The organism is Streptomyces sp. NPDC005435 (genome assembly GCF_040703155.1).
Lineage (GTDB): Bacteria > Actinomycetota > Actinomycetes > Streptomycetales > Streptomycetaceae > Streptomyces.
Genome location: NZ_JBEXEQ010000011.1, coordinates 109,412 through 132,889 on the forward strand (window position 1 = coordinate 109,412; position 23,478 = coordinate 132,889).

General features: G+C 71.8%; 25 protein-coding genes and 1 tRNA gene. 10 read left to right on the forward strand and 16 right to left on the reverse strand.

The window, feature by feature from the left end; all coding sequences use genetic code 11:
- Positions 1-88: 88 nt before the first annotated feature.
- Positions 89-1,042: an SDR family NAD(P)-dependent oxidoreductase gene (locus AB0898_RS15975; protein WP_366803525.1), complete on the forward strand. Its 954-nt coding sequence runs from the start codon at positions 89-91 to the stop codon at positions 1,040-1,042.
- Entirely contained in the window at positions 1,039-1,644 is a 606-nt protein-coding gene (locus tag AB0898_RS15980) for a TetR/AcrR family transcriptional regulator (RefSeq protein ID WP_366803527.1), read from the forward strand. Before AB0898_RS15975 ends, AB0898_RS15980 begins: the two co-directional genes overlap by 4 nt.
- 24 nt (positions 1,645-1,668) lie before the next feature.
- Here the strand turns inward: AB0898_RS15980 and AB0898_RS15985 are convergent, their stop codons facing one another.
- Together AB0898_RS15985 and AB0898_RS15990 are read right to left on the reverse strand one after the other, a co-directional pair.
- Positions 1,669-2,325 carry a hypothetical protein gene (locus tag AB0898_RS15985; protein ID WP_366803528.1) on the reverse strand — a complete coding sequence of 219 codons (657 nt, stop codon included), beginning with the start codon at positions 2,323-2,325 and terminating at the stop codon, positions 1,669-1,671.
- Positions 2,326-2,640: 315 nt separating this feature from the next.
- The gene (locus tag AB0898_RS15990; protein WP_366803529.1) at positions 2,641-3,216 is read right to left on the reverse strand and encodes a DUF6461 domain-containing protein; all 576 of its coding nucleotides are present in this window, start codon (positions 3,214-3,216) and stop codon (positions 2,641-2,643) included.
- A gap of 219 nt (positions 3,217-3,435) precedes the next feature.
- Between AB0898_RS15990 and AB0898_RS15995 the strand changes: the two genes are divergently transcribed.
- Positions 3,436-3,792: a helix-turn-helix transcriptional regulator gene (locus AB0898_RS15995; protein WP_366803530.1), complete on the forward strand. Its 357-nt coding sequence runs from the start codon at positions 3,436-3,438 to the stop codon at positions 3,790-3,792.
- Positions 3,793-3,805: 13 nt separating this feature from the next.
- Here the strand turns inward: AB0898_RS15995 and AB0898_RS16000 are convergent, their stop codons facing one another.
- From AB0898_RS16000 to AB0898_RS16010, 3 genes are all read right to left on the reverse strand, one after another.
- Positions 3,806-3,973 carry a hypothetical protein gene (locus AB0898_RS16000; RefSeq protein ID WP_366803531.1) on the reverse strand — a complete coding sequence of 56 codons (168 nt, stop codon included), beginning with the start codon at positions 3,971-3,973 and terminating at the stop codon, positions 3,806-3,808.
- 80 nt (positions 3,974-4,053) lie between these two features.
- A tRNA-Pro gene (locus AB0898_RS16005) sits at positions 4,054-4,127 on the reverse strand.
- Between the two features lie 79 nt (positions 4,128-4,206).
- A complete protein-coding gene (locus AB0898_RS16010; RefSeq protein ID WP_366803532.1) occupies positions 4,207-4,728 on the reverse strand; it encodes a hypothetical protein in 522 nt (173 codons plus the stop codon).
- A gap of 184 nt (positions 4,729-4,912) precedes the next feature.
- Between AB0898_RS16010 and AB0898_RS16015 the strand changes: the two genes are divergently transcribed.
- Together AB0898_RS16015 and AB0898_RS16020 are read left to right on the forward strand one after the other, a co-directional pair.
- Entirely contained in the window at positions 4,913-6,073 is a 1,161-nt protein-coding gene (locus AB0898_RS16015; RefSeq protein WP_366803533.1) for a Gfo/Idh/MocA family oxidoreductase, read from the forward strand.
- A 171-nt stretch (positions 6,074-6,244) separates the two neighbouring features.
- Entirely contained in the window at positions 6,245-7,252 is a 1,008-nt protein-coding gene (locus AB0898_RS16020) for a Gfo/Idh/MocA family oxidoreductase (RefSeq protein WP_366803534.1), read from the forward strand.
- 42 nt (positions 7,253-7,294) lie between these two features.
- Here the strand turns inward: AB0898_RS16020 and AB0898_RS16025 are convergent, their stop codons facing one another.
- Entirely contained in the window at positions 7,295-7,852 is a 558-nt protein-coding gene (locus AB0898_RS16025) for a TetR/AcrR family transcriptional regulator (protein WP_366803535.1), read from the reverse strand.
- Between the two features lie 155 nt (positions 7,853-8,007).
- Between AB0898_RS16025 and AB0898_RS16030 the strand changes: the two genes are divergently transcribed.
- The gene (locus AB0898_RS16030; protein WP_366803537.1) at positions 8,008-9,054 is read left to right on the forward strand and encodes an NAD-dependent epimerase/dehydratase family protein; all 1,047 of its coding nucleotides are present in this window, start codon (positions 8,008-8,010) and stop codon (positions 9,052-9,054) included.
- Here AB0898_RS16030 and AB0898_RS16035 read toward each other — a convergent pair.
- The 7 genes from AB0898_RS16035 to AB0898_RS16065 form a co-directional block, all read right to left on the reverse strand.
- A complete protein-coding gene (locus AB0898_RS16035) occupies positions 9,042-9,248 on the reverse strand; it encodes a hypothetical protein (RefSeq protein WP_366803539.1) in 207 nt (68 codons plus the stop codon). The two genes, AB0898_RS16030 and AB0898_RS16035, sit on opposite strands and share 13 nt — an antisense overlap.
- Before the next feature lie 170 nt (positions 9,249-9,418).
- On the reverse strand, positions 9,419-10,300 hold the full coding sequence (locus tag AB0898_RS16040) for an ATP-binding cassette domain-containing protein (RefSeq protein ID WP_366803540.1): 882 nt from the start codon (positions 10,298-10,300) through the stop codon (positions 9,419-9,421).
- Between the two features lie 5 nt (positions 10,301-10,305).
- Entirely contained in the window at positions 10,306-11,379 is a 1,074-nt protein-coding gene (locus AB0898_RS16045) for an ABC transporter permease (protein WP_366803669.1), read from the reverse strand.
- Positions 11,380-11,417: 38 nt separating this feature from the next.
- Entirely contained in the window at positions 11,418-12,437 is a 1,020-nt protein-coding gene (locus AB0898_RS16050) for a sugar ABC transporter substrate-binding protein (protein WP_366803541.1), read from the reverse strand.
- Positions 12,438-12,535: 98 nt separating this feature from the next.
- Entirely contained in the window at positions 12,536-13,399 is an 864-nt protein-coding gene (locus AB0898_RS16055) for an alpha/beta hydrolase (protein WP_366803670.1), read from the reverse strand.
- A 212-nt stretch (positions 13,400-13,611) separates the two neighbouring features.
- Complete coding sequence (locus AB0898_RS16060) at positions 13,612-15,033, reverse strand: amino acid permease (RefSeq protein WP_366803542.1); 1,422 nt, start codon at positions 15,031-15,033, stop codon at positions 13,612-13,614.
- Between the two features lie 328 nt (positions 15,034-15,361).
- On the reverse strand, positions 15,362-17,203 hold the full coding sequence (locus AB0898_RS16065; RefSeq protein WP_366803543.1) for an FAD-binding dehydrogenase: 1,842 nt from the start codon (positions 17,201-17,203) through the stop codon (positions 15,362-15,364).
- A gap of 381 nt (positions 17,204-17,584) precedes the next feature.
- Here AB0898_RS16065 and AB0898_RS16070 point away from each other — a divergent pair, with 381 nt between their 5' ends.
- The 3 genes from AB0898_RS16070 to AB0898_RS16080 all read left to right on the forward strand — a co-directional run bounded on the left by AB0898_RS16070 (position 17,585) and on the right by AB0898_RS16080 (position 20,503).
- Positions 17,585-18,823, forward strand: a complete 1,239-nt coding sequence (locus AB0898_RS16070) for a macrolide family glycosyltransferase (protein ID WP_366803544.1) — start codon at positions 17,585-17,587, stop codon at positions 18,821-18,823.
- Positions 18,824-18,939: 116 nt separating this feature from the next.
- Complete coding sequence (locus tag AB0898_RS16075) at positions 18,940-19,971, forward strand: sporulation protein (protein ID WP_366803545.1); 1,032 nt, start codon at positions 18,940-18,942, stop codon at positions 19,969-19,971.
- Between the two features lie 76 nt (positions 19,972-20,047).
- Positions 20,048-20,503, forward strand: coding sequence for a TerB family tellurite resistance protein (locus AB0898_RS16080; protein WP_366803546.1), 456 nt, complete (start codon positions 20,048-20,050; stop codon positions 20,501-20,503).
- Between the two features lie 54 nt (positions 20,504-20,557).
- On the opposite strand, the gene AB0898_RS16085 is transcribed toward AB0898_RS16080, so the two are convergent.
- The 3 genes from AB0898_RS16085 to AB0898_RS16095 form a co-directional block, all read right to left on the reverse strand.
- Positions 20,558-21,514 (reverse strand): M56 family metallopeptidase, encoded by a 957-nt coding sequence (locus tag AB0898_RS16085; protein WP_366803547.1) that lies wholly within the window; start codon positions 21,512-21,514, stop codon positions 20,558-20,560.
- Between the two features lie 6 nt (positions 21,515-21,520).
- Positions 21,521-21,907: a BlaI/MecI/CopY family transcriptional regulator gene (locus AB0898_RS16090; protein ID WP_366803548.1), complete on the reverse strand. Its 387-nt coding sequence runs from the start codon at positions 21,905-21,907 to the stop codon at positions 21,521-21,523.
- A gap of 121 nt (positions 21,908-22,028) precedes the next feature.
- Positions 22,029-22,247, reverse strand: a complete 219-nt coding sequence (locus tag AB0898_RS16095; protein ID WP_366803549.1) for a twin-arginine translocase TatA/TatE family subunit — start codon at positions 22,245-22,247, stop codon at positions 22,029-22,031.
- Positions 22,248-22,413: 166 nt separating this feature from the next.
- On the opposite strand from AB0898_RS16095, the gene AB0898_RS16100 reads away from it, so the two are divergent.
- Positions 22,414-23,391 carry an ion transporter gene (locus AB0898_RS16100; RefSeq protein WP_366803550.1) on the forward strand — a complete coding sequence of 326 codons (978 nt, stop codon included), beginning with the start codon at positions 22,414-22,416 and terminating at the stop codon, positions 23,389-23,391.
- The last annotated feature ends 87 nt before the right edge of the window (positions 23,392-23,478 follow it).

Below are 23,478 nucleotides of genomic sequence, written 5' to 3' on the forward strand. Positions count from 1 at the left end.
CGGCAGGTCCATCGGAGCCCCCCGACCGGCGAACCCGGCATGTTACGGTACTGAGTACCATGTGGAACTCGATATCGAGGAGCCTGCCATGGACAGCCGGACCATCGTGTTGACCGGAGTGACCCGCGGCTTCGGCCGCGAGGCCGTCGAGTCGCTGATCCGAGGACGGCCGCAGGACCACTACGTCGTGCTGGCCCGCCGGGGCGGCGAGCGTCTCGCGGCGGAGCTCGCCGAGGCCACCGGGGTCACGGGTGCTGCCGGGGTCACCGGCGTGGACTGTGACCTCGCTTCGCTCGCCGAGGTCAGGCGCGCGGTGGAGGTGATCGCGCGCGGGCTCGACACCGGGCACCTCCCGCCGCTCGGCGGCTATCTCGGCAACGCCGGCCTGACCCTCACGACGACCGGGAAACGCACCGCGGACGGGTACGAGATGACGTTCGGGGTCAATGTGCTCTCCCACTACCTGCTCGTCAGGGAGCTGCTGCCCCGCTTCACCGGCCCGGGCTGGATCGTGCTCACGTCGAGCGACTGCCACTTCGGGCAGTTCCGCTACACGCTGGGCGCCACGGCGGCGCCACGCTGGGAAGCGCCGGAACGACTGGCGGCACCTCGCCCCGGTGGCGCGCGGGAGGCCGGGCGGGCGTACGCGACCAGCAAACTGGGCGTCATCCACCTGACCCACGCCCTGGCCCGCCGCCTGCCCGACAGCGTCGGCGTCCACTCCTACAACCCGGCGCTCGTCGCGGGCACCGATTTCTTCCGTCACGCCCCGGGGCCCGTGCGGGGCGTGCTCGACGGCTTCTTCCGGCTTCAGCGGTTCCTCGGCCGGGGCATGACGCCGCGGCAGGCGGGCACCCGGCTCGCCGAGACGATCCTGGCCGGACCGGCCGCCCCGACCGGGTCCTACCTCGACCGCGGCCGCGCCGTCCCGTCGTCGCCGGAGTCGTACGACGAGGCCCGCGAGGAGGAGCTGTGGCGCGAGGCCGGCCGCCTCGTCGACGCCGGCCGCCGGGTGGAAGGGGCGGATATCCTGGCCGAATGAGCGTGGACAAGTCTCCGGTGGAGTCATTGCGGGACCGCAAACGCCGCCGGACCCGGGAACGGATCATCGAGACGGCCTTCGCGCTCTTCATGGAGCGGGGGTTCGACGTCGTCACCGTGGACGAGATCGCCCAGCACGCCGAGATCGGCCGCACCACGTTCTTCCGCTACTTCGGCGACAAGCAGGAGGTCGTCTTCTCCACCGAGGACGACTTCCTGCGCGCGCTCACCGAGGCCATGCGCGACGCGCCCGCCGAGCCGCTCCAGGATCTCGCGCGGGCACTGGACACCTCCCGGCGGCTCCTGCTCGCGCTCTGCGCCGAGGCCGCCCGCGACCCCGGCCACTACGCGGTGTACCACCGCCTGGTCACACACCACCCCGAGCTCGAAGACCGCCACACCCGCAAGACCCGGCACTACGCCGGCCTCCTCGAAAATCACCTGCTCGACCACGGCACCCCGCCGGCCACCGCCGTCCTGGCCGCCCAACTGACCCTCGCCTGCTACCAGACGGCATGGCGCCTCGGCGGCCACGACGCGACGGCGGTACTCCGCGAGGCGGACAACGCCTTCGACCTCCTCCTGGGCGCCGCCACCGCATGACCGCTCATCTCCGAGCGTGATCGGCTATCGAGACACGCCGGCGCGGGGCAAGGTGGTGAACCTCCGCCAGACCGGTGCGGTGTCGACGCCGAGGAAGTCCTGGAACTCCCAGTAGACGCCGCCTTCGAGGCGGCCGAACGCGTCGCCCGGACGAACGGGAGTGTTGCGGGGGTCGTTGTCGTCCTCCCAGTCGATGCCCCCGTACCCGGGGTCGTGAATGCTGTAGTGGGTCAGATAGCCCCGGGCATGCTCGATGTCCAGGTCCAGAGCCGGGAACCGGGCCAGCAGAAGGTCGGGGCGCCCCTGGCACGGAAGATCGCCGAAGAACGAGCCCACGACGTCGGTCTCCTGCTGGAACTGGTCGATCACCGTGCCGCGGTGGAACAGCTCGTAGCCCCAGAAGTCGTCGTCGTAGATGAAGACCAGCAGCCCCGGGCAGTCGTGGACGCGTGAAACATGCAGCTGGGCACGCCGCCGCAGATCCCACTCCCAGCCCCGGGTCCATCTCAGCACGGTCCAGTCGCCACGCCTCTCGTGCAGGGCGTACGAGTCGAGGTTGACGTCGTGAACGTCCTCCGCTTCGAGCGCGCACCCCTCCTGGCGCCAGAACTCCTCCAACGCGGCGTACACCTGCTGATGCCCGACGCCGTAGAACAGGTTGACGCGCTCGAACGTGCCCATCTACGCCCCCAGAAACATGTGCCCGACACCGCCGTCAGGCGCTTGCGCCTCGCAGTGTCGCAGCCACACCTATGAAGCCGGTGACCGGGCCGCCGGCGACATGGACCAACGCGACGGGATTCCCAGACGCGTACCCGTCCTGCTCCCGCGTACTACGGCCGAGGGCATCTCCCCTGGCCACCCGTGCACCTCCAAATCCGCCCACCCGACCGGCGGCCAACGCCGCCCCGAGACGCGGGCCGCGCCCGGGAGAAGTCCGCGACGCTGACACGCACCTGCGGCGTCGGGGCACCGCATCCGCTGCACGACGGACCGTCAGGGGAGGAGCACGGCGTCAAGGGCTCCGTGCTCCAGTTCCTGTCGCGGCAGGGACAGCCCGAAGGCCCGTTCGGCGAGCCGGAGCATCCAGGACTCCTCGTCCGCCTCCCCCAGCACCGAGCACTCGTCGCCGTCGAAGAAGTCCGTATCGCCGAGGAGGGGCACCAAACGCTCGTCGGCCGAGACATTCATGTCCGCGGCGGATACACCGGGCTCGAAGTCGGCCACCACCAGGCCGTCCACGGCATGAAGAAAACGCGTCGTTCCAACGCCCCCGTTGACCATCACGACCGCCTCCGTCCCGCCGGACAGCCTGGCCAGGACGTCGGCCTGCGCCGCCTGCTCACTCCAGTGCTCCAGCGAAAACGCCCATCCTTGAGCGGTACCGAGCAGGGAAACCGCGCCCTCGTTCATCGCCGACGTGAAGGCCGCTTGTCCGGTCACCCCCTCCCGTACCGCTGCCGGGTCCGCCCCCAGCCTTCTCACCAGCTCGCCGACCGTGACCCCCCGGACGAACGCCAGGCAATAGGCATCGAAGACATCTGGAACCCACCGCAATCCGCCGTTGGCCATACGCCATCCTCTCGAGTGACCGCCGGTACACCGGGTCATGACCGTGTCACCGGCCGCGTCACGGGCCGCCGCTGGGGGAGAGTGTGGCCATGGAGACTGCCGACCGTGCGCTGACGGAGGACGTGATCGCGGCACTGAGGTACTGGCTCGGTGTCGTATGGGCAGGTTAGAAGAATCCTCCGGGCCCGGTGGACATGACCGTCCTGCCGCCCTTCTTCAATGAGGTGCTGCAGGATCTTCCGTGGTGGAACCGCGACTGGAGAGTCGACCACGTCCAGCCGGCTGATCCGCTTCCAGGCCAAGATCGGTGACGTTGTCATCGACCCGGCCGTTGCCCCTGCCGGGCGGCCGGAGCCGTATCCGTTCGGACGGATGCTCACCGGGTTGACGGACCTGCGCGGGATTCCGGTCAGGGCCATGGCCAGGGCCGCCGGACTGTCGATGTCGACCATCCACATGCTCCGCCGCGGGCACAACCCGAATGTGCCGCAGGCCCGCCTGATCGCCAGGACCCTGGACATGTCCGAAGCGGACGTCAGAGTCATCGCCGGCCTGGACGACGGCAGCACGCAGTAGCTGACAGGCGGCGTCACCATACGGCCTCGGCGCTGCGTCGAGCGACGTTCGTCCTGGTGACGACTGCGTGGAGAATCACGTCGCGGACCCGGACCGCGCTGGTGAACGTCACCTCGACGGTCTTCGCCACGGGCCTGCCCTGCGCGGACAGCAGCGCCTTCTTGGCCCGCCGCCAGGTCACCACCGACCCGGTGCCCGGGAACGGCTGAGGGCCGGTTTCGGATTGCTCTGAAACCGGCCCTCGGCTGCGACTCTCACGAGTCGGGACGACAGGATTTGAACCTGCGACCCCTTGACCCCCAGTCAAGTGCGCTACCAAGCTGCGCCACGTCCCGGTGCGGTCACACGCGGAGTGGTTCCGTGTGTTCGTGCAGGTCAAACCCTACCGTACCGGCGGGGATGCCTGGGGCCCGGCTACTTGATGAGCGCGTTCGCCACCACGACGATCACGCCGAGCAGAGCGTCGACCATGCCCATCAGAAGGGCCGCGTACCAGCGGCGGCGGGCGCCCCGGGCCGTGACCACGCCCAGGGTGAAGAGGATCGCGATGTTGAGGAGGAACGCCGGCTCCTCGACCTCGGTGGGCGGCCACCAGCCCCAGCCCGCGCCCGCCAGCAGGAACACCGTCGGCAGGACGGCGACGACCAGGGGCCATTCGTCGGCGAGGGCGCGCAGGGAGGCCCAGCGGCGGCGGGGGCCGCGTTCGGCGATGTAGTGGGCGTAGCCGTGGGCGAGGGCGGAGGCGAAGGCGGTGACGAGGACCCAGAGGGCGTCGTAGCGGCGGCTGGCGGCGGAGCTGTGGCCGTGCTGGGTGAGGGCGGCGACCAGGGAGCTGGCGAGGACCGCGCCGTAGACACCGCCGAACAGGACGGCCTCGCGTGTGCCGTGCCGCCGGTGCGGTACGCCGGGTGCCGCCTCCACCGTGCTGTCAGCCATGCCTCTCACGATCACCCGGGTGTGCGGCGGCCGCCACCCTGGCGGGCAGTCGGGCAACACCACACGCCCCGGCGGCAACCCTGGCGACAAGATCGGGAAAGAGCGCGCCGGACGGTTGACGCGTCAGCCATGTCCGTACAAAGGTGGCCGCGACAGGTGTGGGCCGGTCCGACGAGGGGCTGTCATGGTGGATGCGCTGGGGATCGCCGTCATCGGGTTCGGCTGGATGGGGCGGGTGCACACCCAGGCGTACAGCAGGGTCCGGCACCACTTTCCGCGGCTGCCCCTGCGCCCCGAACTGGTGACGGTGGCCGAGGACGTGCCGGGGCGGGCCGAGGAGGCCGCCGAGCGGTACGGGTTCGCGCACGCCACCCGCGACTGGCGGGAGGTCGCCGCCGACCCGCGCGTACACGCCGTCAGCATCACCGCGCCGAACTTCCTGCACCGCGAGATCGGCGTGGCCATGGCCGAGGCGGGCAAGCACGTCTGGGTCGAGAAGCCGGTCGGGCTGAGCGGCGCGGACGCCCGCGCCGTGGCCGACGCGGTGGCCGAGGCGGGCGTCCGGAGCGCGGTCGGCTTCAACTACCGCTGCGCGCCCGCCGTGGAGGCCGCCCGTGACCTGATCGCCGCCGGGGAACTGGGCACGGTCACCCATGTGCGCGTGCGCCTGTTCAGCGACTACGCGGCGCACCCGGACGGCGCGCTGACCTGGCGTTACGAGCGGGCCCGGGGCGGCAGCGGGGTGCTCGGGGACCTCGCCTCGCACGGCGCCGACCTGGCGCGTTTCCTGGCCGGTGACATCGCCTCGCTCGTCGCCGACACGGCCGTCTTCGTGCCCGAGCGCGCCCGCCCGGCCGGGGCCACCGCCGGTCACGCGCTGGCGTCCGGGGGCGAGCCGGGGCCGGTGGAGAACGAGGACTACGTCAACTGTCTGCTGCGCTTCGCCTCCGGCGCGCGGGGCGTGCTGGAGGCCTGCCGGGTCTCGGTCGGCGAGCAGAACAACTACGGCTTCGAGGTGCACGGCACCCGGGGCGCGGTGTTCTGGGACTTCCGCCGGATGAACGAACTGCGCGTCAGCCGGGGCACGAGCTACCAGGACCAGCCGGTGAGCACGGTGTACGTCGGTCCGGGTGACGGTGAGTTCGCCGCGTTCCAGCCGGGCGCGGCCAACGCCATGGGGTACGACGATCTGAAGGTCATCGAGGCGTACCGGTTCCTGCGCTCGGTCGCGGAGGGCGAGCCGTACGGCGCGACGCTCGCGGACGCGGTACGCGCCGCCGCCGCGCTGGACGCCATGGCAGAGTCGGCGGAGCGGCGGGGGTGGGTCGAGCTGCCGGCCACATAGGTGCAGCGCACCTATCGCAGCGCGCTCAACCATCGCGTCGCACATGTCGTAGGCCCACATGTGGCGCCTCCACATGTGGCGCCTCCACATGTAGCGCCACCACATGTAGCGCCACCACATGGCGTACGCCCACATGGAACAACCGCACACAGAAGAGGAGCAGCCCCGCACATGCGCATCGGAATCCTCGGCCTCGGCCGCATCGGCGCCTTTCACGCCGAGACCCTCTCCGCGCTGGACGCCGTCGAGTCGCTGGTCGTCGCGGACCCGGTGGCCGACGCGGCCAAGGCGGCCGCCGAGCGGTTCGGGGCGCGGGTGGCGGACTCGCCGGAGGCGCTGCTCGCCGCCGGGGTGGACGGGCTGGTGATCGCGGCGGCCACGGACGCGCACCCCGAGCTGATCCGGGCCGGAGTGGCGGCGGGGGTGCCGGTGTTCTGCGAGAAGCCGGTGGCCCGCACCATGGCGGAGGGTGTCGGGGTGCTGGGGGACGTGCGCGAGGGCGGGGTGCCGGTCCAGATCGGCTACCAGCGCAGGTTCGACGCGGGGTACGCCGCCGCGCGGGACGCCGTGCGCGCGGGCGAGCTGGGCGCGTTGCACACCGTCCGGTGTGTGGGGCTGGACCCGGCGCCGCCGCCCGCCGCGTACATCGCCGGTTCCGGCGGCATCTTCCGGGACTGTTCCGTGCACGACTTCGACATCCTGCGCTGGGTGACCGGACGCGAGGTGGCCGAGGTCTACGCGGTGGGCGGCAACCGGGGCGCCGGCTACATCCGCGAGGCCGGCGACGCCGACACCACGGGCGCGGTCCTCACCCTGGACGACGGCACGCTCGTGACGGTCTCCAACTCCCGTCACAACGCGCGCGGTTACGACGTACGGATGGAGCTGCACGGCTTCACCGACTCCCTCGCGGTCGGTCTGGACGACAAGTTGCCGATCCGCTCGGCCGAACCGGGCGTCACCTTCCCCGAAGGCACTCCGCACGGCTTCTTCATGGACCGCTTCGCCGCCGCCTACCGCGCCGAACTCACCGCGTTCACCGAGGTCGTGGCGGGCACCCGCCCCTCCCCCTGCACGATCGCCGACGCCCTGGAGGCGGGCTGGATCGCCGAGGCGTGCACGCTCTCGCTGCGCGAGCACCGGCCGGTGACGCTCGACGAGGTCCGTACGGCGGTCTGAGCGCTTACGGCGCCGTAGAACTCGCCCTTCCAGGGCGTCCGTTCAGGCCCGCAGGCCGTCCACGATCAGGCCCAGGATCCGTTCCGCCCGCGCCTCCCCGTCCCGCGCCGGGTCGATGCGCCACAGCACGCTGAGCTGGAGCAGGACGTCCTCCGGGTCGACCCCGGACTTGAGGGAGCCGTCCGCCGCGCCCGCGTCCAGGAGTACGCCGATCGCCCCCAGGAAGGGGTCGTAGAACTCGTCCTCGCGGCCCGCGCCCGTCGCCGCGTGGATGACCTCGGCCACGCCGAACTTGAGGCGGCCGTAGCGCGCGACCTCCGCGAACCACAGGCGCAGGGCGGTCAACGGCGGGTGGGTGTCGCGCAGTTGGGGGGCGAGGTCGATGAGGTGCTGGAGGTCGTTGCGGTACAGCTCCATGATCAGCGCCTCCCGGGTCGGGAAGTGCCGGTAGAGCGTGCCGATGCCGACGCCCGCCTTCCTGGCGATGGCCGTGAGGGAGGCGGCGGGCGACGCGGCGATCTCCTCGCGGGCTACGGCGAGGATGCGCGCGCGGTTGTCGCGGGCGTCTTTCCGGGTGGGCTTGGCGGGCTGCGCGTTCACGGATGCGGTTTCCGTCCGGTCTCGGATTGCTAAGCGGAGGGGCCTCCGGTACGTTGGGAGACAGAGCCGGAGGGCCCTCCGTTTTCTGTCATTCTGGCACACCCCTTTCCCGCGCCCCCTCTTCCCGCACACCCCTTTCCTCCGTGAGGACAGTCATGCCCGAACTCGTCCTGGTCACCGGCGGCACCGGCTACATCGCCGGCTGGTGCGTCGCCGAACTGCTCCGCCGTGGCCACTCCGTACGCGCCACGATCCGTACCCCCGGCCGCGAACAGGCCGTCGTCGACGCGGTCGCCCCCGAGGTCCGCCCCGGCGACACCGGCCGGCTGAGCTTCGCCGTCGCCGATCTCACCGCCGACGCGGGCTGGGACGAGGCGATGGCCGGTGTCGACCGCGTCCTGCACGTGGCCTCGCCGCTGGGCGCCACGGAGTCGGGTGACCTCGTCACCCCGGCCCGCGACGGCACGCTGCGGGTGCTGCGCGCCGCGACCCGGGCCGGGGTCGCCCGCGTCGTGATGACCTCCGCCGCGAACGCCGCGAGCCCCTCCTCGTACGCCACCGACGGCGTCACCGACGAGACGCTCTGGACCGACCCCGACGACCCCTCGCTCATCCCCTACCGGCGCGCCAAGACCCTGGCCGAGCGGGCGGCCTGGGACTTCATGGCCGGCCACGACGGCCCGACCGAGCTGACCACCGTGCTGCCCGGTGCCGTCTTCGGCCCCGTCCTCACCGCGGACGCCCAGGGTTCCGTCGGCATCATCGCCCGGATGCTCTCCGGGAAGATGCCCGGCGTGCCCAGGATCGGGCTGGAGATCGTGGACGTGCGCGACCTGGTCGACGTCCATCTGCGGGCCATGACCGCGCCGGCCGCCGCGGGCCAGCGCTTCCTCGCGACCGGCGAGTTCCTGTGGATGGCGGACATGGCACGCGTGCTGCGGGACGGGCTCGGCAGCCCCTGGGCGGGGCGGGTGCCGGCCCGTAGGCTGCCCGACTTCGCCGTACGCCTCGCCGCCCGGTTCGGCGACCCCACGCTGCGCGAGATCACGCCCGCGCTCGGCCGCCGCAACCGGCACTCCACCGAGAAGGCCCACCGGCTGCTCGGCTGGCAGCCCCGGCCCGCCGCGCAGGCCGTGCTGGACTGCGCGGAGAGCCTGATCGCGCACGGTGCCGTACGGATCGAGGCGGCTCAGCCGCAGTAACGCACCAGCCACTCGTCGGCGTGGTAGCGGTCGCGCGCCGGGTCCGGCGCGGTCGCGGGCCTGGTCTCGACCGTGTCCTCGGGGCGTATCCGCTCGGGCAGCGCGCCGAAGCGGTCGTGGCGGCGCTCCGCCTCCGCCTCCGCCGAGGTGGTGTCATGGGGTGTGCGCCGGAGCCGTGTGGTGCGGTGCGTCATGCCGTCCTCCCGTCCTCCGCCCTCGCGGGCGTCCCCTGCCATCGGTCACAGCGCTGTCACCGGTCATAACGCCCACCCGCGCCCGGCAGTTCCCGGCCGCACCCCTCCGTTTCCGGAGAACGCGACGATGCCCGGGCAACCCCACGCGGGGCCGCCCGGGCATCACCCGCTCAGGCATCCACCTCCGAGGACCCGGACCGCTCCGGCGCCCCGGCCGACGGCACCGCCCCGTCCCCCACGGGCAGCCCCTCCACATCGACCCCTCGCACCTGCGCCAGCTCATGCCGCAGCGCGGCGAGTTCCGCGCCGCCCGCCATGTGGTTGGTGAGGTCCTCCAGCGTGATGTCCCCGCGCGCCGCGCTCAGTTCGAGCGTGCCGAGGCGCAGCACGCTGAAGTGGTCGCCGACCATATAGGCGTGGTGCGGATTGTGGGTGATGAAGATGACGCCGAGCCCCCGTTCACGGGCGGCGGCGATGTACTTCAGCACCACACCGGACTGCTTGACGCCGAGCGCGGCGGTCGGCTCGTCCAGGATGAGCACGCGGGCGCCGAAGTGGACCGCGCGGGCGATCGCCACGCACTGGCGCTGGCCGCCGGAGAGCGTGCCGATGGGCTGTTCCAGGTCGTCCAGGGCGATGCCCATGGCGCGCAGTTCGCGGTCGGCGGTCTCCTTCATGCGGGCGATGTCCAGGCGCCGCAACGGCCAGGGCCCCTGGGTGAGTTCGGAGCCGAGGAAGAAGTTACGCCAGACCGGCATGAGGGGGACGGTGGCGAGGTCCTGGTAGACGGCGGCGATGCCCCGGGCGAGGGCGTCGCGCGGGCTGTCGAAGCGCACCGGCTCGCCGTCCACGAGGAATTCACCCTCGGAGTGCCGGTGCAGCCCCGAGATGATCTTGATCAGGGTGGACTTGCCCGCGCCGTTGTCGCCGAGGACGCAGGTGACCCGGCCCGCCTCGACCGTCAGGTCCACTCCGTGCAGGGCGCGTACATTGCCGTACGACTTTCCCGTGTCGCGCAACTCCACCAGCGGGGCGGTGTCTTGACCGGTCATCGTCTTCACCTCCGCGTCGCCGTGCGCTGGACCCACAGATTGATCAGGACGGCGCCGAGCAGCATCACGCCGAGGAAGGCCTTGAACCAGTCGGGGTTCCAGCCGGCGAAGACGATGCCCTGGTTGACCATGCCGAACATGAACGCGCCGAAGACGGGCCCGATCGCGGAGCCGGAGCCGCCGGTGAGCAGACAGCCGCCGATGACCGCCGCCGCGATGTAGATCAGCTCCTGGCCGACGCCCTCGCCGGACTGCACGGTGTTGAAGGAGAACAGGTTGTGCATCCCGGTGAACCAGGCACCGAAGCCCACCAGCATGAACAGCGTGATCTTGGTGAAGTCGACCCGTACGCCCACCGCGCGGGCGCTCTCCTGGCTGCCGCCGACGGCGAAGATCCAGTTGCCGTACCTGGTGCGCAGCAGCACCCAGGTGGCCAGCGCGGCGAACGCCAGCCAGTAGAAGACGGTGATCTTCACCTGGACCCCGCCGATGCCGACGGAGGACGCGAAGACCGCCTTGGCCTGGGAGAAGCCCTCCATGTCGCTGACGTCGTCGGTCGCGACGTTCCCGGTGACCAGCTTTGTCACCGCCAGGTTGACGCCCTGGAGGATCAGGAAGGTGCCGAGGGTGACGAGGAAGCTGGGCAGCTTGGTCCTGACCACCATCCAGCCGTTGAAGGCGCCGATCGCGAGGGAGAGGACGAGGGAGACGAGCACCCCGGTCCACACGTTCACGGTCAGCTGGTAGCTGATCATGCTCGCGGTGAGCGCGGAGGTGATCACCGCGACGCCGGACGAGAGGTCGAACTCCCCACCGATCATGAGGAGCGCGACCGGGAGGGCCATGATGCCGATGGTCGAGCACTGGTAGAGGACCGTGGCCATCGAGTCGCCCTGGCGCAGCGAGGGCGCGGCGATCAGGAAGAACACGAAGACGGCGGCGGCACCGAGGAAGACCCCCGTCTCGGGGCGGGCGAGCAGCCTGAGCGCCAGGGGGCGCCGGGCGCCGCGGCCGTCCGCCGGGGCGGGGCCGGGAGCCGGCGGCGCGGCCGCCGGACCCACCTGCGCCTCAGCGCTCACCAGCTGCCCCTCGGCACTCACCGGCTGCCCCTCGCGGCTCACCGCGTCCCCTTCGCCGCGAACGCCGCGACCCGGTCCACGTTGGACTTGTCCACGAAGGCCGGCCCGGTCAGCACGGGCTGCTCACCGCCGCCGCTGTAGTTGCCGTTGTTCTTGTACAGCCACAGGGAGTCGACGGCCAGATAGCCCTGGAGGTACGGCTGCTGGTCGACGGCGAACTGGATGGTGCCCTTCTTGATGGCGCCGGTCAGGTCCTTGTTGAGGTCGAAGGTGGCGATCTTGGCCTTGCTGCCCGCGTCGGCGGCGGACTGCACGGCGGTCAGCGCGAAGGGGGCGCCGAGGGTGACGATGTAGTCGAGGGACTTGTCCTGCTTGAGCTTGGCGGTGATCGTCGACTTCACGGACGGCATGTCGGTGCCGGTCACGTACAGCGTCTGGAGCTTGCCGGAGAAGGTCTTCTTCACGCCGTCGCAGCGCTGGGTGAGGCCGACGTTGCCCTGCTCGTGGATCACGCAGACGGCGTTCTTGGCGCCGACCTCGTTCAGCTTCTTGCCGAGGGCCTCGCCCGCGACCGACTCGTCCTGGCCGAAGAACTGCAGAAGGCCGAGCTTCTTCCAGTCGGCGAGCCCGGAGTTGAGGCCGACGACGGGGATCTTGGCCGCGTTCGCCTTGGCTATGACGTCCTTCATGGCGCCGGGCTTGGCCAGGGTGACCGCGATGCCGTCCACCTTGCGGTCGACGGCGCTCTGCACGTAGTTGGCCTGGGTGCCCGCGCTGGGGTCGGCGGAGTAGCTCAGCTCGATGTTGTCCTTGGCGGCTGCGGCCTCGGCGCCCTTGCGGACGATGTCCCAGAAGGTGTCGCCAGGGCCCTGGTGGGTGATGAGCGCGACCTTCATACGGGGGGTGTCGGCCTTGCCCGCCGAGGTGCCCGTCCCTCCCCCTTCGGCCTTCTTCCCGCCCGAGCTGCTGGAGCAGCCGGCGAGGGTGAGGGCGGCCGCGGCGGCCACCGCGACGACCTGGGCCAGTCCGCGCGAACGCGAGCGAGAAGAGCGGTCCATCTTTCCTGCACCTCACTGTGCTACGGAGGGGAACTGCTGTTGCGTCGGCCGCGATACAAGTCCCTGCGCGGGCCACTGTCAATACTTTGTAAGGACATTTACGGGTTCGACACCGTCGCCCCGGCGATCTCCGCGAGCAGACGGGCCGCCGGTTCCGGACGGACCATCCACAGCAAATGGCCGCTGTCGAGGGTGCGTACGTCGAAGGGGTTGTCCGGGACGAGCGCGTCGCCCTCGCGGATCAGGCGGTCCTGGAGGGCGAGCGGCAGGCTCGCGTCGCCGGTGAGGCGGATGTACGTCCTCGGGACACGGCCCCAGGTCGCGGCGCGTGCCCGGTCGTCCGGGCCGCCCGCGTCGAGGCTCTCGTCGGGCTGGAGCGTGGCGAGGAACGCCAGCAGCTCGTCGTCGGTGCCGTCCGCGAGGAAGGCGGCCCTGAGCCCGGCGAGGGCGCGGTCGTCGGCGGTGCGGAAGTTGCCGCGGATCAGGCCCAGCTCGGCCGGGTTCCCGGCCAGGACGAGGCCGAGCATGTCGGGATCGACCGTGGCCATCTCGGGCTCGGCGTAGTAGGCGGCGACCTCCAGGCCGACCGGGCACCAGGCGGCGACGTAGACGAGGCGGTCGATCAGGTCGGGCCGGGTGTTGGCCACGGCGGTGGCGACGACGCCGCCCCGGCTGTGCGCCACGAGCACGACGGGACCGTTCGCCCTGGCCCGCTCCAGGACCGCGGTCAGGTGGGCGATGTTGTCCGCGTGGCTCACGCCCTTGAGCGCGCCGGGCGTGGTGGCGAGCCCTTCGGGGTCCTGCGGGGCCTGGTAGGCGCGCGGGTACGTCGCGCCGAAGCCGTGTCCCGGCAGGTCGACGGCGACCGAGCGGTGCCCGAGCAGGCCCAGCTCGGCCTGGAGCGGCGCGAAGGAGAAGGAGTTGGCGAAGGCTCCGTGGAGCAGTACGACCGTCGGCTGCATCTCGCTGTCCGCCTTCCGCCCCGTGGGCCCCGTGGTCCGGGGTGCCACGCTACGCAGCGGAAGATCACCGGCACTAGTGGTGGGAGGCGCTCCGGTTGTGCAGTTCGCCGGTACGGCGGGGGCGGTGCGTTTGTACGGCGAGTGCGGTGCGCCGGTACGACAGAGCCCGGCGGTCCCTTCCAGGACCACCGGGCTCTCCTGCGAAATACGAATCAGACCTCGGCCCGACGCCGCCGTCCCGCCATCACGGCGTAGACGAGGATGCCGACGAAGAGGAACAGCACGCCCTGGTAGACCGCCGCGTAGCCCGCGCCCGCGACGAGCCAGATCGAGAATCCGGCGGCCACCGAGGCGATCACCGCGTCGCGGATCAGCCGGCGCTTGTCGACGGCCTCGTGGCGCCCGGAGGCCAGGTGGTAGAGCTGCGCGGCCGTGGCCAGGAGGTACGGCACGGTCGCGGTGAAGGTGGTGACCAGGACCAGGACCTCGAAGACGTGCGCGGAGCCCGCCATGAAGTTGTAGACGGTGAGCAGCGAGGAGAGGACGACGGTCACGCCGACGCCGACGGTCGGCACGCCCCGGCGGCGCCGGGTGAAGGCGGCCGGGAAGAGGCCGTCGCGGGCGGCGGCGTACGGGGTCTGCGCGCTGAGCAGGGTCCAGCCGTTGAGGCAGCCGGTCATCGAGACCAGCGCGGCGAGGGCCACGGCCCAGCCGCCCCAGGTGCCGCCGAACATCGCGTTCACGGCGTCGGAGAACGGCGCGGTCGACTTCACCAGGTGGCTGTGGGAGACGGTGCCGAAGACGGACACCGTGCCGAGGAGGTAGACCAGCGCGGCGCCGACGGTGCCGATGACGGTGGCGCGGCCCACGTTGCGGCGGGCGTCGCGGACCTCGCCGGCGCTGACGGCGGCGGACTCGACGCCCAGGTAGGAGTAGAGCAGCAGGGCCGCGGAGGCAGAGACGGCGCCGATCGCGCTGCCGCCGCCCGCGTTGAACGAGCCGAGCTTGGAGGGGTCGAAGAAGAACAGTCCGCCGACCGCGACGAGCAGCAGCGGGAGGAACTTCAGCACGGTGGAGACGAGCTGTACGGCGCCGACCCAGCGGGTGCCCGCGAAGTTGGCGAGGGCCGGGAGCCACTGGATGACCAGGGCGGCCAGGCACGCGGTCCAGCGGTGGTGGCTGACCGGGATCAGTACGTCGAGGTAGCCGACGGCGGCGACGGCGAGCGCGGCGTTGGACACCCAGGTGGTGATCCAGTACGCCCAGGCCGCGAGGAAGCCCGCGAAGTCGCCGAACGCCTCGCGGGCGTAGACGTAGGGGCCGCCGGTGCGCGGGTCGCGCTCGGCGAGGCGGCCGAAGACCAGGGCGAGCGCGATGGCGCCGACGGTCAGGACGCCGAGGGCGACCAGGCTGACCGTGCCGTAGGGGGCGACGGAGGCGGGGAGCAGGAAGATGCCGCCGCCGATGATGTTGCCCATGACCAGGGCGGTGGCGACGGGGAGCCCGAAGCGGCGGGCGTGCTTGCTCGCGCCGCCGCCCGGTTCCCCGGCCGGGGCGTCGGCAAGGGCTCCGGCGGGGGCTCCGGCAGGGTCGGCCGCCGGAGCCGGCGGCGGGACGGTCCCGGTGACGTGCATGGCGGGGTGTTACCTCTCGGGGAACCGGCCGTGACCGGAGCGGGGACGGGTGGCGACCGGGCTCACGGAGCGGACCCAGGGGACTGACGTCCTCGGAGCGCGGGACCGAGGACAATGGTCGGTGATGCCCCGAGTCGTCGCCAAATCGCCGCTTCTTGTCCCGCCCCGTCAGCATGATCACGCAAAAACCACGCTTACGGGGCGTTGACACCGGCAGATGTTTACCCGGCTCGTCGGCCGCCGGTCCGGCGCCCGGCCGGTCCGATACGGCCTTTCGGCCTCGGCCGACCCCTCCGACCTCGGCCGATGCGCCTCTGCAAGACCTCCCTCAGGTCGCCGTCGCCGCGGCCGCCGCGCGTCCCGCCTGGCGGCCGGAGAAGAGGCAGCCGCCGAGGAAGGTGCCCTCCAGGGAGCGGTAGCCGTGCACCCCGCCGCCGCCGAAGCCCGCGACCTCGCCGGCCGCGTACAGCCCGGGGACCGGTTCGCCTGAGGCGTTCAGCACCCGCCCGGACAGGTCGGTCTGGAGTCCGCCGAGGGTCTTGCGGGTGAGGATGTTGAGCCGCACGGCGATCAGCGGCCCGGCGGAGGGGTCGAGGATCCTGTGCGCGGAGGCGGTGCGGCTGAGCGAGTCGCCGATGTAGGTGAGGGCATTGCGGATGCCCATGACCTGGGTGTCCTTGGTGTACGGGTTGTCGATCTCGCGGTCGCGGGCCTCGATCTGCCGTTTCAGGTCCGCGAGGTCGATCAGGTTGTCGCCGGTGAGCTTGTTCATGCCCGCGACCAGTTCCGAGAGGCTGGTCGCGACCACGAAGTCCGCGCCGTTCTTCTTGAACTTCTCGATCGGCTCCGGGGTCTGCCAGATCCGGGAGAGCAGCTGCCAGACGTTCTTGTTGGTGAGGTCCGGGTTCTGCTCGGAGCCGGACAGCGCGAACTCCTTGGCGATGATCTTCTGTGTGGTGACGAACCACGAGTAGTCGTACCCGCTCGCGGTGATCGACCCGAGGGTGTGCAGGGTGTCGTAGCCGGGGATGTCGGGCGCGCCGAAGCGGCGGCCTGTGGCGTCGAACCACATGGAGGACGGCCCCGGGAGGATGCGGATGCCATGACCGGGCCAGATGGGGGCGTAGTTGCGCAGCCCCTCGGTGTAGTGCCACATGCGGTCCGGGTTGACGATACGGCCGCCCGCGCGCTCGGTGATGGCGAGCATCCGCCCGTCCACATGTGCGGGCACACCAGTGACCATGAATTTCGGTGGGGTGCCGAGCCGTGTGGGCCAGTTCTGGCGCACGAGGTCGTGGTTGGCGCCGATGCCGCCGGAGGTGACGACCACGACCGGGGCGCGCAGTTCGAAGTCGCCGACGACGGTGCGGGAGCTGGGCGTGCCCCGGGCCGCGCTGCTGGGTTCCAGGACCGCGCCGCGCACTCCGGTGACCGTGCCGCCGGTGGTGACGATGCCGTCGACTCTGTGTCTGAACTTGAAGGTGACCTTCCCGGCCGCGACCGCCGCCCGCACCTTCTTCTCGAACGGCTCGACGACGGCCGGGCCCGTTCCCCAGGTGACATGGAAGCGGGGCACCGAGTTGCCGTGCCCGTCCGCGAGTCCGCCGCCGCGCTCGGCCCAGCCGACGATCGGGAACCACTGCACGCCGAGCCCGGACAGCCACGACCGCTTCTCGCCGGACGCGAAGTCCACATACGCCTCGGCCCACTTGTAGGCCCAGTGGTCCTGCCCCTTGGGGTCGTCCACGTCCCGGTCGAAGCCCGCGCTGCCGAGCCAGTCCTGCCAGGCCAGGTCGTGGGTGTCCTTGACGCCCATGAGCCTTTGTTCGTCGGAGTTCACGAAGAACAGTCCGCCGAACGACCAGAACGCCTGGCCGCCGATGCTCGCCTCGGGTTCCTGGTCGAGGAGCAGCACCTTGCGTCCGGCGGCGGCGAGTTCGGCCGTCGCGACGAGTCCGGCGAGCCCGTGTCCGACGACGATCGCGTCCGCGTCCTGCGACTCGGCGGCGAAGGCGGGGAACGCGTGCGAGACCAGCGCGGCGCCCGCGAGCACTCCGCCGGTGACGGTGAGGGCGCGGCGACGGGTGATCCCGCCGGGGTCGGTGGAACTGGTGGGGCTGGTGGGGCTCGTGGAGCTGGTGGGATCGACGGGAGCGGTGGGGTGGTCCATGGCTGCCTTTCGTCAGGGGGGTGCTGACGGCGCGGGAGGGCATGGTGGAACGCGGTCGGCGCGGCCTGGGGAAGGACGGCGAGCGCTGGCGACAGGTGTTACCGACGGTAGCTCACGGGGATTCCGGCGAACAGGGTGTTGCACGAGGGTTCCGTACGGCGCACGCGGAACGCCCTCAGGAGCCGTCGGAACCCCTCGGAAATCGAGGTGCCCGGCGACACCCGGGCAGCTAGGGTCGCGGACATGCGTCCTCAGATCTACGGCTGAGCGGTTCGGGGCAGCGCCCCGGCCCACCCCCGGCATGTCCCCGTGTGCACCCTCACCGAGGCCCGCACACCGGCTCGCCGCGTCCTCCCCCCTCGTAGAAATGAGTGAACTTCCATGTTCCCCGCGCCTTCCGCGCCCCGTCGCCGTGCCCACATCGCGATGGTCGGCATCCCCGCCGTCAGCCATGTCCTGCCGAGCCTTGAGATCATCCGTGAACTGGTGGCCCGCGGCCACCGGGTGACCTACGCCAACGACCCGTCCGCGGCCGGTCTGATCACCCCCACCGGCGCCGAACTCGTGCCCTGCGCTTCGACGTTGCCGGTCGCCGACAACGAGTGGCCCGAGGACGCCATCGGCGCGATGAGCCTCTTCCTGGACGACGCGATCCAGGCACTCCCCCAACTCCGCGCCGCCTACGACCCGGACCCGGCCGACCTCTATCTCTACGACATCGGCGCCTACGCGGCACGCGCCCTCGCGGAGTCGCAGGGCCGGCCTCTCCTCCAGCTCTCCCCCACCTTCGTGGCCTGGGACGGCTACGAGGAGGAAGTCGCCTCGCAGCTCCGGCAGTTGCCGGGCGCCGATGCCTACCAGGCACGGTTCGCGCGGTGGCTCGCCGGCTGCGGGGCGTCCACGACCGACGTGGACACCTTCTCCGGCCGGCCGGAGCGGGCCCTCGCGCTGATCTCCCGGGCGATGCAGCCGCACGCCGAGCGGGTCGACACCGAGGCCGTGACGTTCGTCGGGCCCTGCTTCGACCTGAGCGCGGGCACGGGGGACACAGCGGGCATGGTGGGCGCGGCGGACACGGCGGGCTCCGACGGCTGGGCCCGCCCCGCAGACGCCGAGAACGTGCTGCTGGTCTCGCTCGGCTCGGCCTTCACCCGCCGGCCCGAGTTCTACCGCCAATGCCTGGCCGCCTACGGCGAGTTGCCCGGCTGGCACATCGTCCTCCAGATCGGCAAGTACACCGACCCGGCCGAACTGGGCACCCTCCCCTCCAACGTCGAGGTGCACTCCTGGGTGCCGCAGCGGGCGATCCTGGAGCAGGCGGACGCCTTCGTCACGCACGCCGGCATGGGCGGCTGCGGCGAGGGGCTGCTGGCGGGCGTTCCGATGATCGCCGTACCGCAGGGCGCCGAACAGTTCATGAACGCCGACCGGCTCGTGGAGCTGGGCGTGGCACGTCGCATCGACACCGCCGAGGCCACCGGTGAGCGGCTGCGGGCGGCACTGCTCGAACTGGTCGCCGATCCCGAAGTCGCCCGTCGTTCGGCGCGGTTGAGTGCCGAGGCGCGGTCCGAGGGCGGCACCCGGCGCGCCGCCGATCTCATCGAGGACATGCTGCCCTGAGACCGTGTTCCTCGCCTCCGGGTCCGTATCCGGCGCTATGCTTCTACAAGCTTGTAGAAAAAACGGTGGTCACCGCCGTTCCGCCGGTGACGCGCACGTAAAGGAGTGAACGCCGGATGGTGTTCAAGAAGCTGCTCGGTTCGCTCGGTGTGGGAGGGCCCACCGTGGACACGGTGCTGGACCCCGGCCCCGCGCTGCCCGGCGGCGCGCTGTCGGGGCAGGTCCATCTCCGGGGCGGGCAGGCCGACTTCGACATCGACCACATCACCCTGGAGCTCGTGGCCCGTGTCGAGGCCGAGCACGAGCACGGGGAGAGCGAGGGCGCGGTCGTCTTCGGCCGGTTCACGGTGGGCGGCGGCTTCCGGCTGCGCGAGGGCGAGAACCGCAGCGTGCCGTTCAGTGTGACGCTGCCGTGGGAGACGCCGGTCACGGAGCTGTACGGCCAGCCGCTCGGCATCGTGCTCGGTGTGCGTACCGAACTGGCCGTCGCCGGGGCCAGGGACAAGGGCGACCTCGACCCGCTCGCGGTCCGTCCGCTGCCCCTCCAGGAGGCGGTGCTGGAGGCGCTGGGCCAACTGGGCTTCGGATTCCGTTCGGCCGACCTGGAGTCGGGGCGCATCGGCGGCACCGGGCAGCAACTCCCCTTCTACCAGGAGATCGAGCTGACCCCGGCGCCGCAGTACGCCCACCAGGTGCGGGAGTTCGAGCTGACCTTCCTCGCCGATCCCGCCGGCATGGAGGTCGTCCTGGAGGCCGACAAGCGCGGCGGCTTCCTCCCCTCCGGGCACGACGCGCTCGCCCGGTTCACCGTCGCCCACGGCGACGCGGACCGGCCGGACTGGAACACCCTGGTCGACGGCTGGTTCCGCCAACTCGCCGAGCGCCACGCGTCGTACGGGACGCCCGGCCCGTACGGCCACGACGCCTCGTACGGGCACGGACCTTCGTACGGCCACGAGCACGCGCACGGGCACGGGCACGGGCACGGGCACGGGCACGACGGCGGTCACCACCGCGCCGGCCCCGGCATGGGCACCGCCATCGCGGCGGGCGCGGCGGGTCTCGCCGTCGGTGTCGTGGGCGGGATGGTCGCGGCCGAAGTCGTCGACGAGGTGGGTGACTTCTTCGAGGGCGACGAAGAGGACTGAACAAGCGTCTTACGACGGGGGACACTTGGGAGCCGCGCACGGCACGGCTCCTCAAACCTTAGAGACTGGAGTGCTCATGGCCCTGTGGGACCGCATCAAGGAATCCGCCGCCGGCATGCAGACGCAGCTGGTGGCGAAGAAGAACGACCTGAAGAGCGGCGCCTTCCGTGACGCCTCGATGGCGATGTGCGCGCTGGTGGCCGCCGCCGACGGCACGGTGGACCCCTCCGAGCGGCGCCGGGTGGCGCAACTCATCGCGGGGAACGAGGTGTTGCAGAACTTCGACGCGATGGACCTCCAGCGCCGGTTCGAGGCCAACCTCGACAAGCTGACCGCCGACTTCGACTTCGGCAAGGTCAGCGTGCTCCAGGAGGTCGCCAAGGCGAAGAAGAAGCCCGCCGAGGCGCGTGCCGTCGTCCAGATCGGCATCGTGATCGGCGGCGCGGACGGCAACTTCGACAAGGACGAGCAGGCCGTGGTGCGCGAGGCGTGTTACACCCTCGACCTGCCGCCGCACGAGTTCGACCTCTGATCCGACCCCTGATCCGACCTCTGACGGCGCGACGCGCGCCACGGGCGGCCATCCCTACAGTGGGGTGGCCGCCTTCAGTACGAGGAACAGCGTCACCGCCGAATTGGCCGAGGACAGTGCGGAGACGGCCGTCCCGGCCGCGGCCGTCCACACCGCCACGCCCGCGGCCGTGAACAGCGACGGCCACGCGTGCGCGGTGGGCGCCGGATGCAGCAGCGCCGCCACCCGGCGCGGGACGGGCCCGGGAGCCGCGAACCCGGCCAGGGCGGCCCCCGGTCCGGCACCGGGTGCGGTGCCCGCGATCAGCGCGGCCCTGCCGATGGCCCGCGCCACCGTACGGCGGCTGCGCACCACCCCGGCCGCCTCCTCGTCCGCCCACCGCTCCACGGTGTAGGACACCGCCGTGCGCAGCGGGCGCAGGAACGGGTTGGCGCGGGCGGCGAGTTGGACGAGCAGCAGGAACCTGTGGTGACGTGCCGTCAGATGCGCCCGCTCGTGCGCGAACAGCGCCCGCCGCTCCGGGGAGGTCAGCCGGGACAGCATCCCGGTGGAGACCACGACCCGGCCGCGCCCACGGCCTCGCCGGTGTTCCGGCAGGGCGTACGCGTAAGGCACGGGGTCGGGCAGTACGGCGACCGTACGCCGGGGCAGCCCGGCGAGACTCCGCCCGGCCCGTCGCCGTACCCGGTGATGCCGCCACAGCAGCCGCCCGCAGCCGGAGACCACGGCGAGCAGGGCGGGGATGGCGGCCTGGCCCGCGATCTCGTCGTACGGCACGGCCTCGCGGACCTCGTCGTCGGACCAGCCGTCCGGCAGTGGGTTGCCCGGGAGTTGGGCGGTGCCCACCACCATGAGCAGGGCGAGGCACACCGTGCTGCACAGGCCCAGCACCGCCGCCGTCACGGTCAACAGCCAGGTGGCGGTGCGCGGATGGAGCCGCTGCTCGGCCAGTCGCGCCACCGGCCACGCCGTCAGCGGCAGCACCAGCGGCAGGAGGACGAACACTCCCATGGGGCTTCAGTCTTCTCCCTCCGGGCCCAGGCGGCCCAGCAGTTGACGCAGTACGCGTTCGTCGTCGGGCTCCAGGGAGGTGACGAAGCGGGACAGCACGGCCTCCCGGTCGCTCTCACCGTCCAGCACCTTGCGCATCCGGTGCGCGGCGAGGCCCGCCTGGTCCGAGACCGGCGTCCAGACGAAGGAGCGGCCCGCGCGCTCACGGGTGACCGCGCCCTTGGCCAGCAGCCGGGTCAGGATGGTGATCACGGTCGTGTAGGCGAGGTCGTCGCCCAGGCGTTCCTGCACCCAGCCCGCCGACGCGGGGGCGCGCGCCTCGCGCAGGGCCGAGAGCACCAGCCCCTCCAGCTCGCCCTGTCCCCGCCGCCGGGGACGCCGCTCGTCGTTCACGCCCGCTCCCTTCCGCCCCCACCGGGCCGCCGCTGTCGCCGCCGTCCGGCCGCCGGACACGACGGAAGCCGGACCGCGCCGCCGGGTCCCGGGCATGACAGAGGTGCGGGGCGGCCGGCGCTCAGGGCCGTGGCCCGTCGCCGCGCCCGACGATCTTCCCCTCCACGACATCGCCGGCGGCGGGTCCCGGCGCGGCGTCCTGCGCCTTGAGGGCGCGGGCCTCGCTCTTGAAGATCCGGACCGCCTTTCCCGTGGCGCGGGTCAGCTCCGGCAGCTTTTTGATGCCGAGGACCACTGCCAGCACAAGGAGAACCAGGGCCAGTTCACTCAGGCCGAACATCGTTTCCACTCCCTTCGGGCGGGTGGCGGACACCCGGCTCACCCTTCATGTCTACATTGCTGTAGAAGTCTTGCGTAGAGCATGATCGCTCAACAAGCCCGCCGTCCGCTCCGGACCGCCGGAAGGGGGGCGGGGCAGGCATCGCGTCGCACGGAGGAACAGAGCAGTGACCGGCACCACCCCCTCGATCCGGCCGGCCGCCCGGGTCTCCCTCGCCTCATGGTGTCGCGGCGTCACCGAGGCGCGCTGGTTCGCGGTCACCGTGGTCGGGCTGATCCTGACCAACGCGGGGCTGCTCGGCGCGGAGACCTATCCCGGTCTGGCCGGCGAGTGGCACGGCGCGTTACGACTGGCCGAGCGCGCGTGCGTGGCCGGGTTCACGGTGGAGATCCTGCTGCGCCTGGGCGCCCACGCCGACCGTCCCCGCGGCTTCTTCCGCGATCCGTGGAACCTCTTCGACCTGGCCGTCGTCCTCAGCGCCTTCCTGCCGGTCGTCCGCGAGAACACCACCATCCTGCGGCTGCTGCGCCTGGCCCGTGTCCTGCGCACCGCCCGCTTCCTGCCCCAGCTGCGCATCGTGCTGGTCGCGGTCGCCCGCAGCCTGCCCGGCACGGTGAGCTTCCTGCTGGTCGGCGCACTGCTGCTGTACGTGTACGCGATGGTCGGCTGGGTCTTCTTCGCCCGCGCCGATCCCGGGCACTACGGCTCGATCGGGCGCGCCGTCCTCACCCTGTTCCTGCTGATGACCCTGGACGGCATCGGCGACGCCGTCCACGCGGGCCTGGAGATCTCCCGCTGGAGCCTCCTCTACTACGCCTCGTATGTGCTGCTCGCCTCGTTCGTCCTGGTCAACGTGCTGATCGGGGTCGTCCTGACCTCGCTCGAAGAGGCCCGCGAGATGGAACAGGCCCGGCCGGAGCCGCCCGCCGCCCCCGGCGACGCGCAGCCACCCGCCGCCCCCGGGCCCGCACAGCCGTCCGCCGCCGCCCCCGCCGCCGCCCCCGCCCGGACCGAACTCCTCGACCGCATCGCGACGGCCCGCCGGGCGCTGGACGACCTGGAGGAGAGCCTGTCGGCCGAGGAGAACCCGTCGGCCGCGGCACCGGAGCCGAGCCCCCGGGAACCGGCGCGGACAACGCTCTGACCAGGCCCGATCCCTCGCCCCGGCCCCATTGTCAGAGGCGGCCGATACCGTCGGGACGACGCGACGATCACCCGCGTCGCGGGCGGA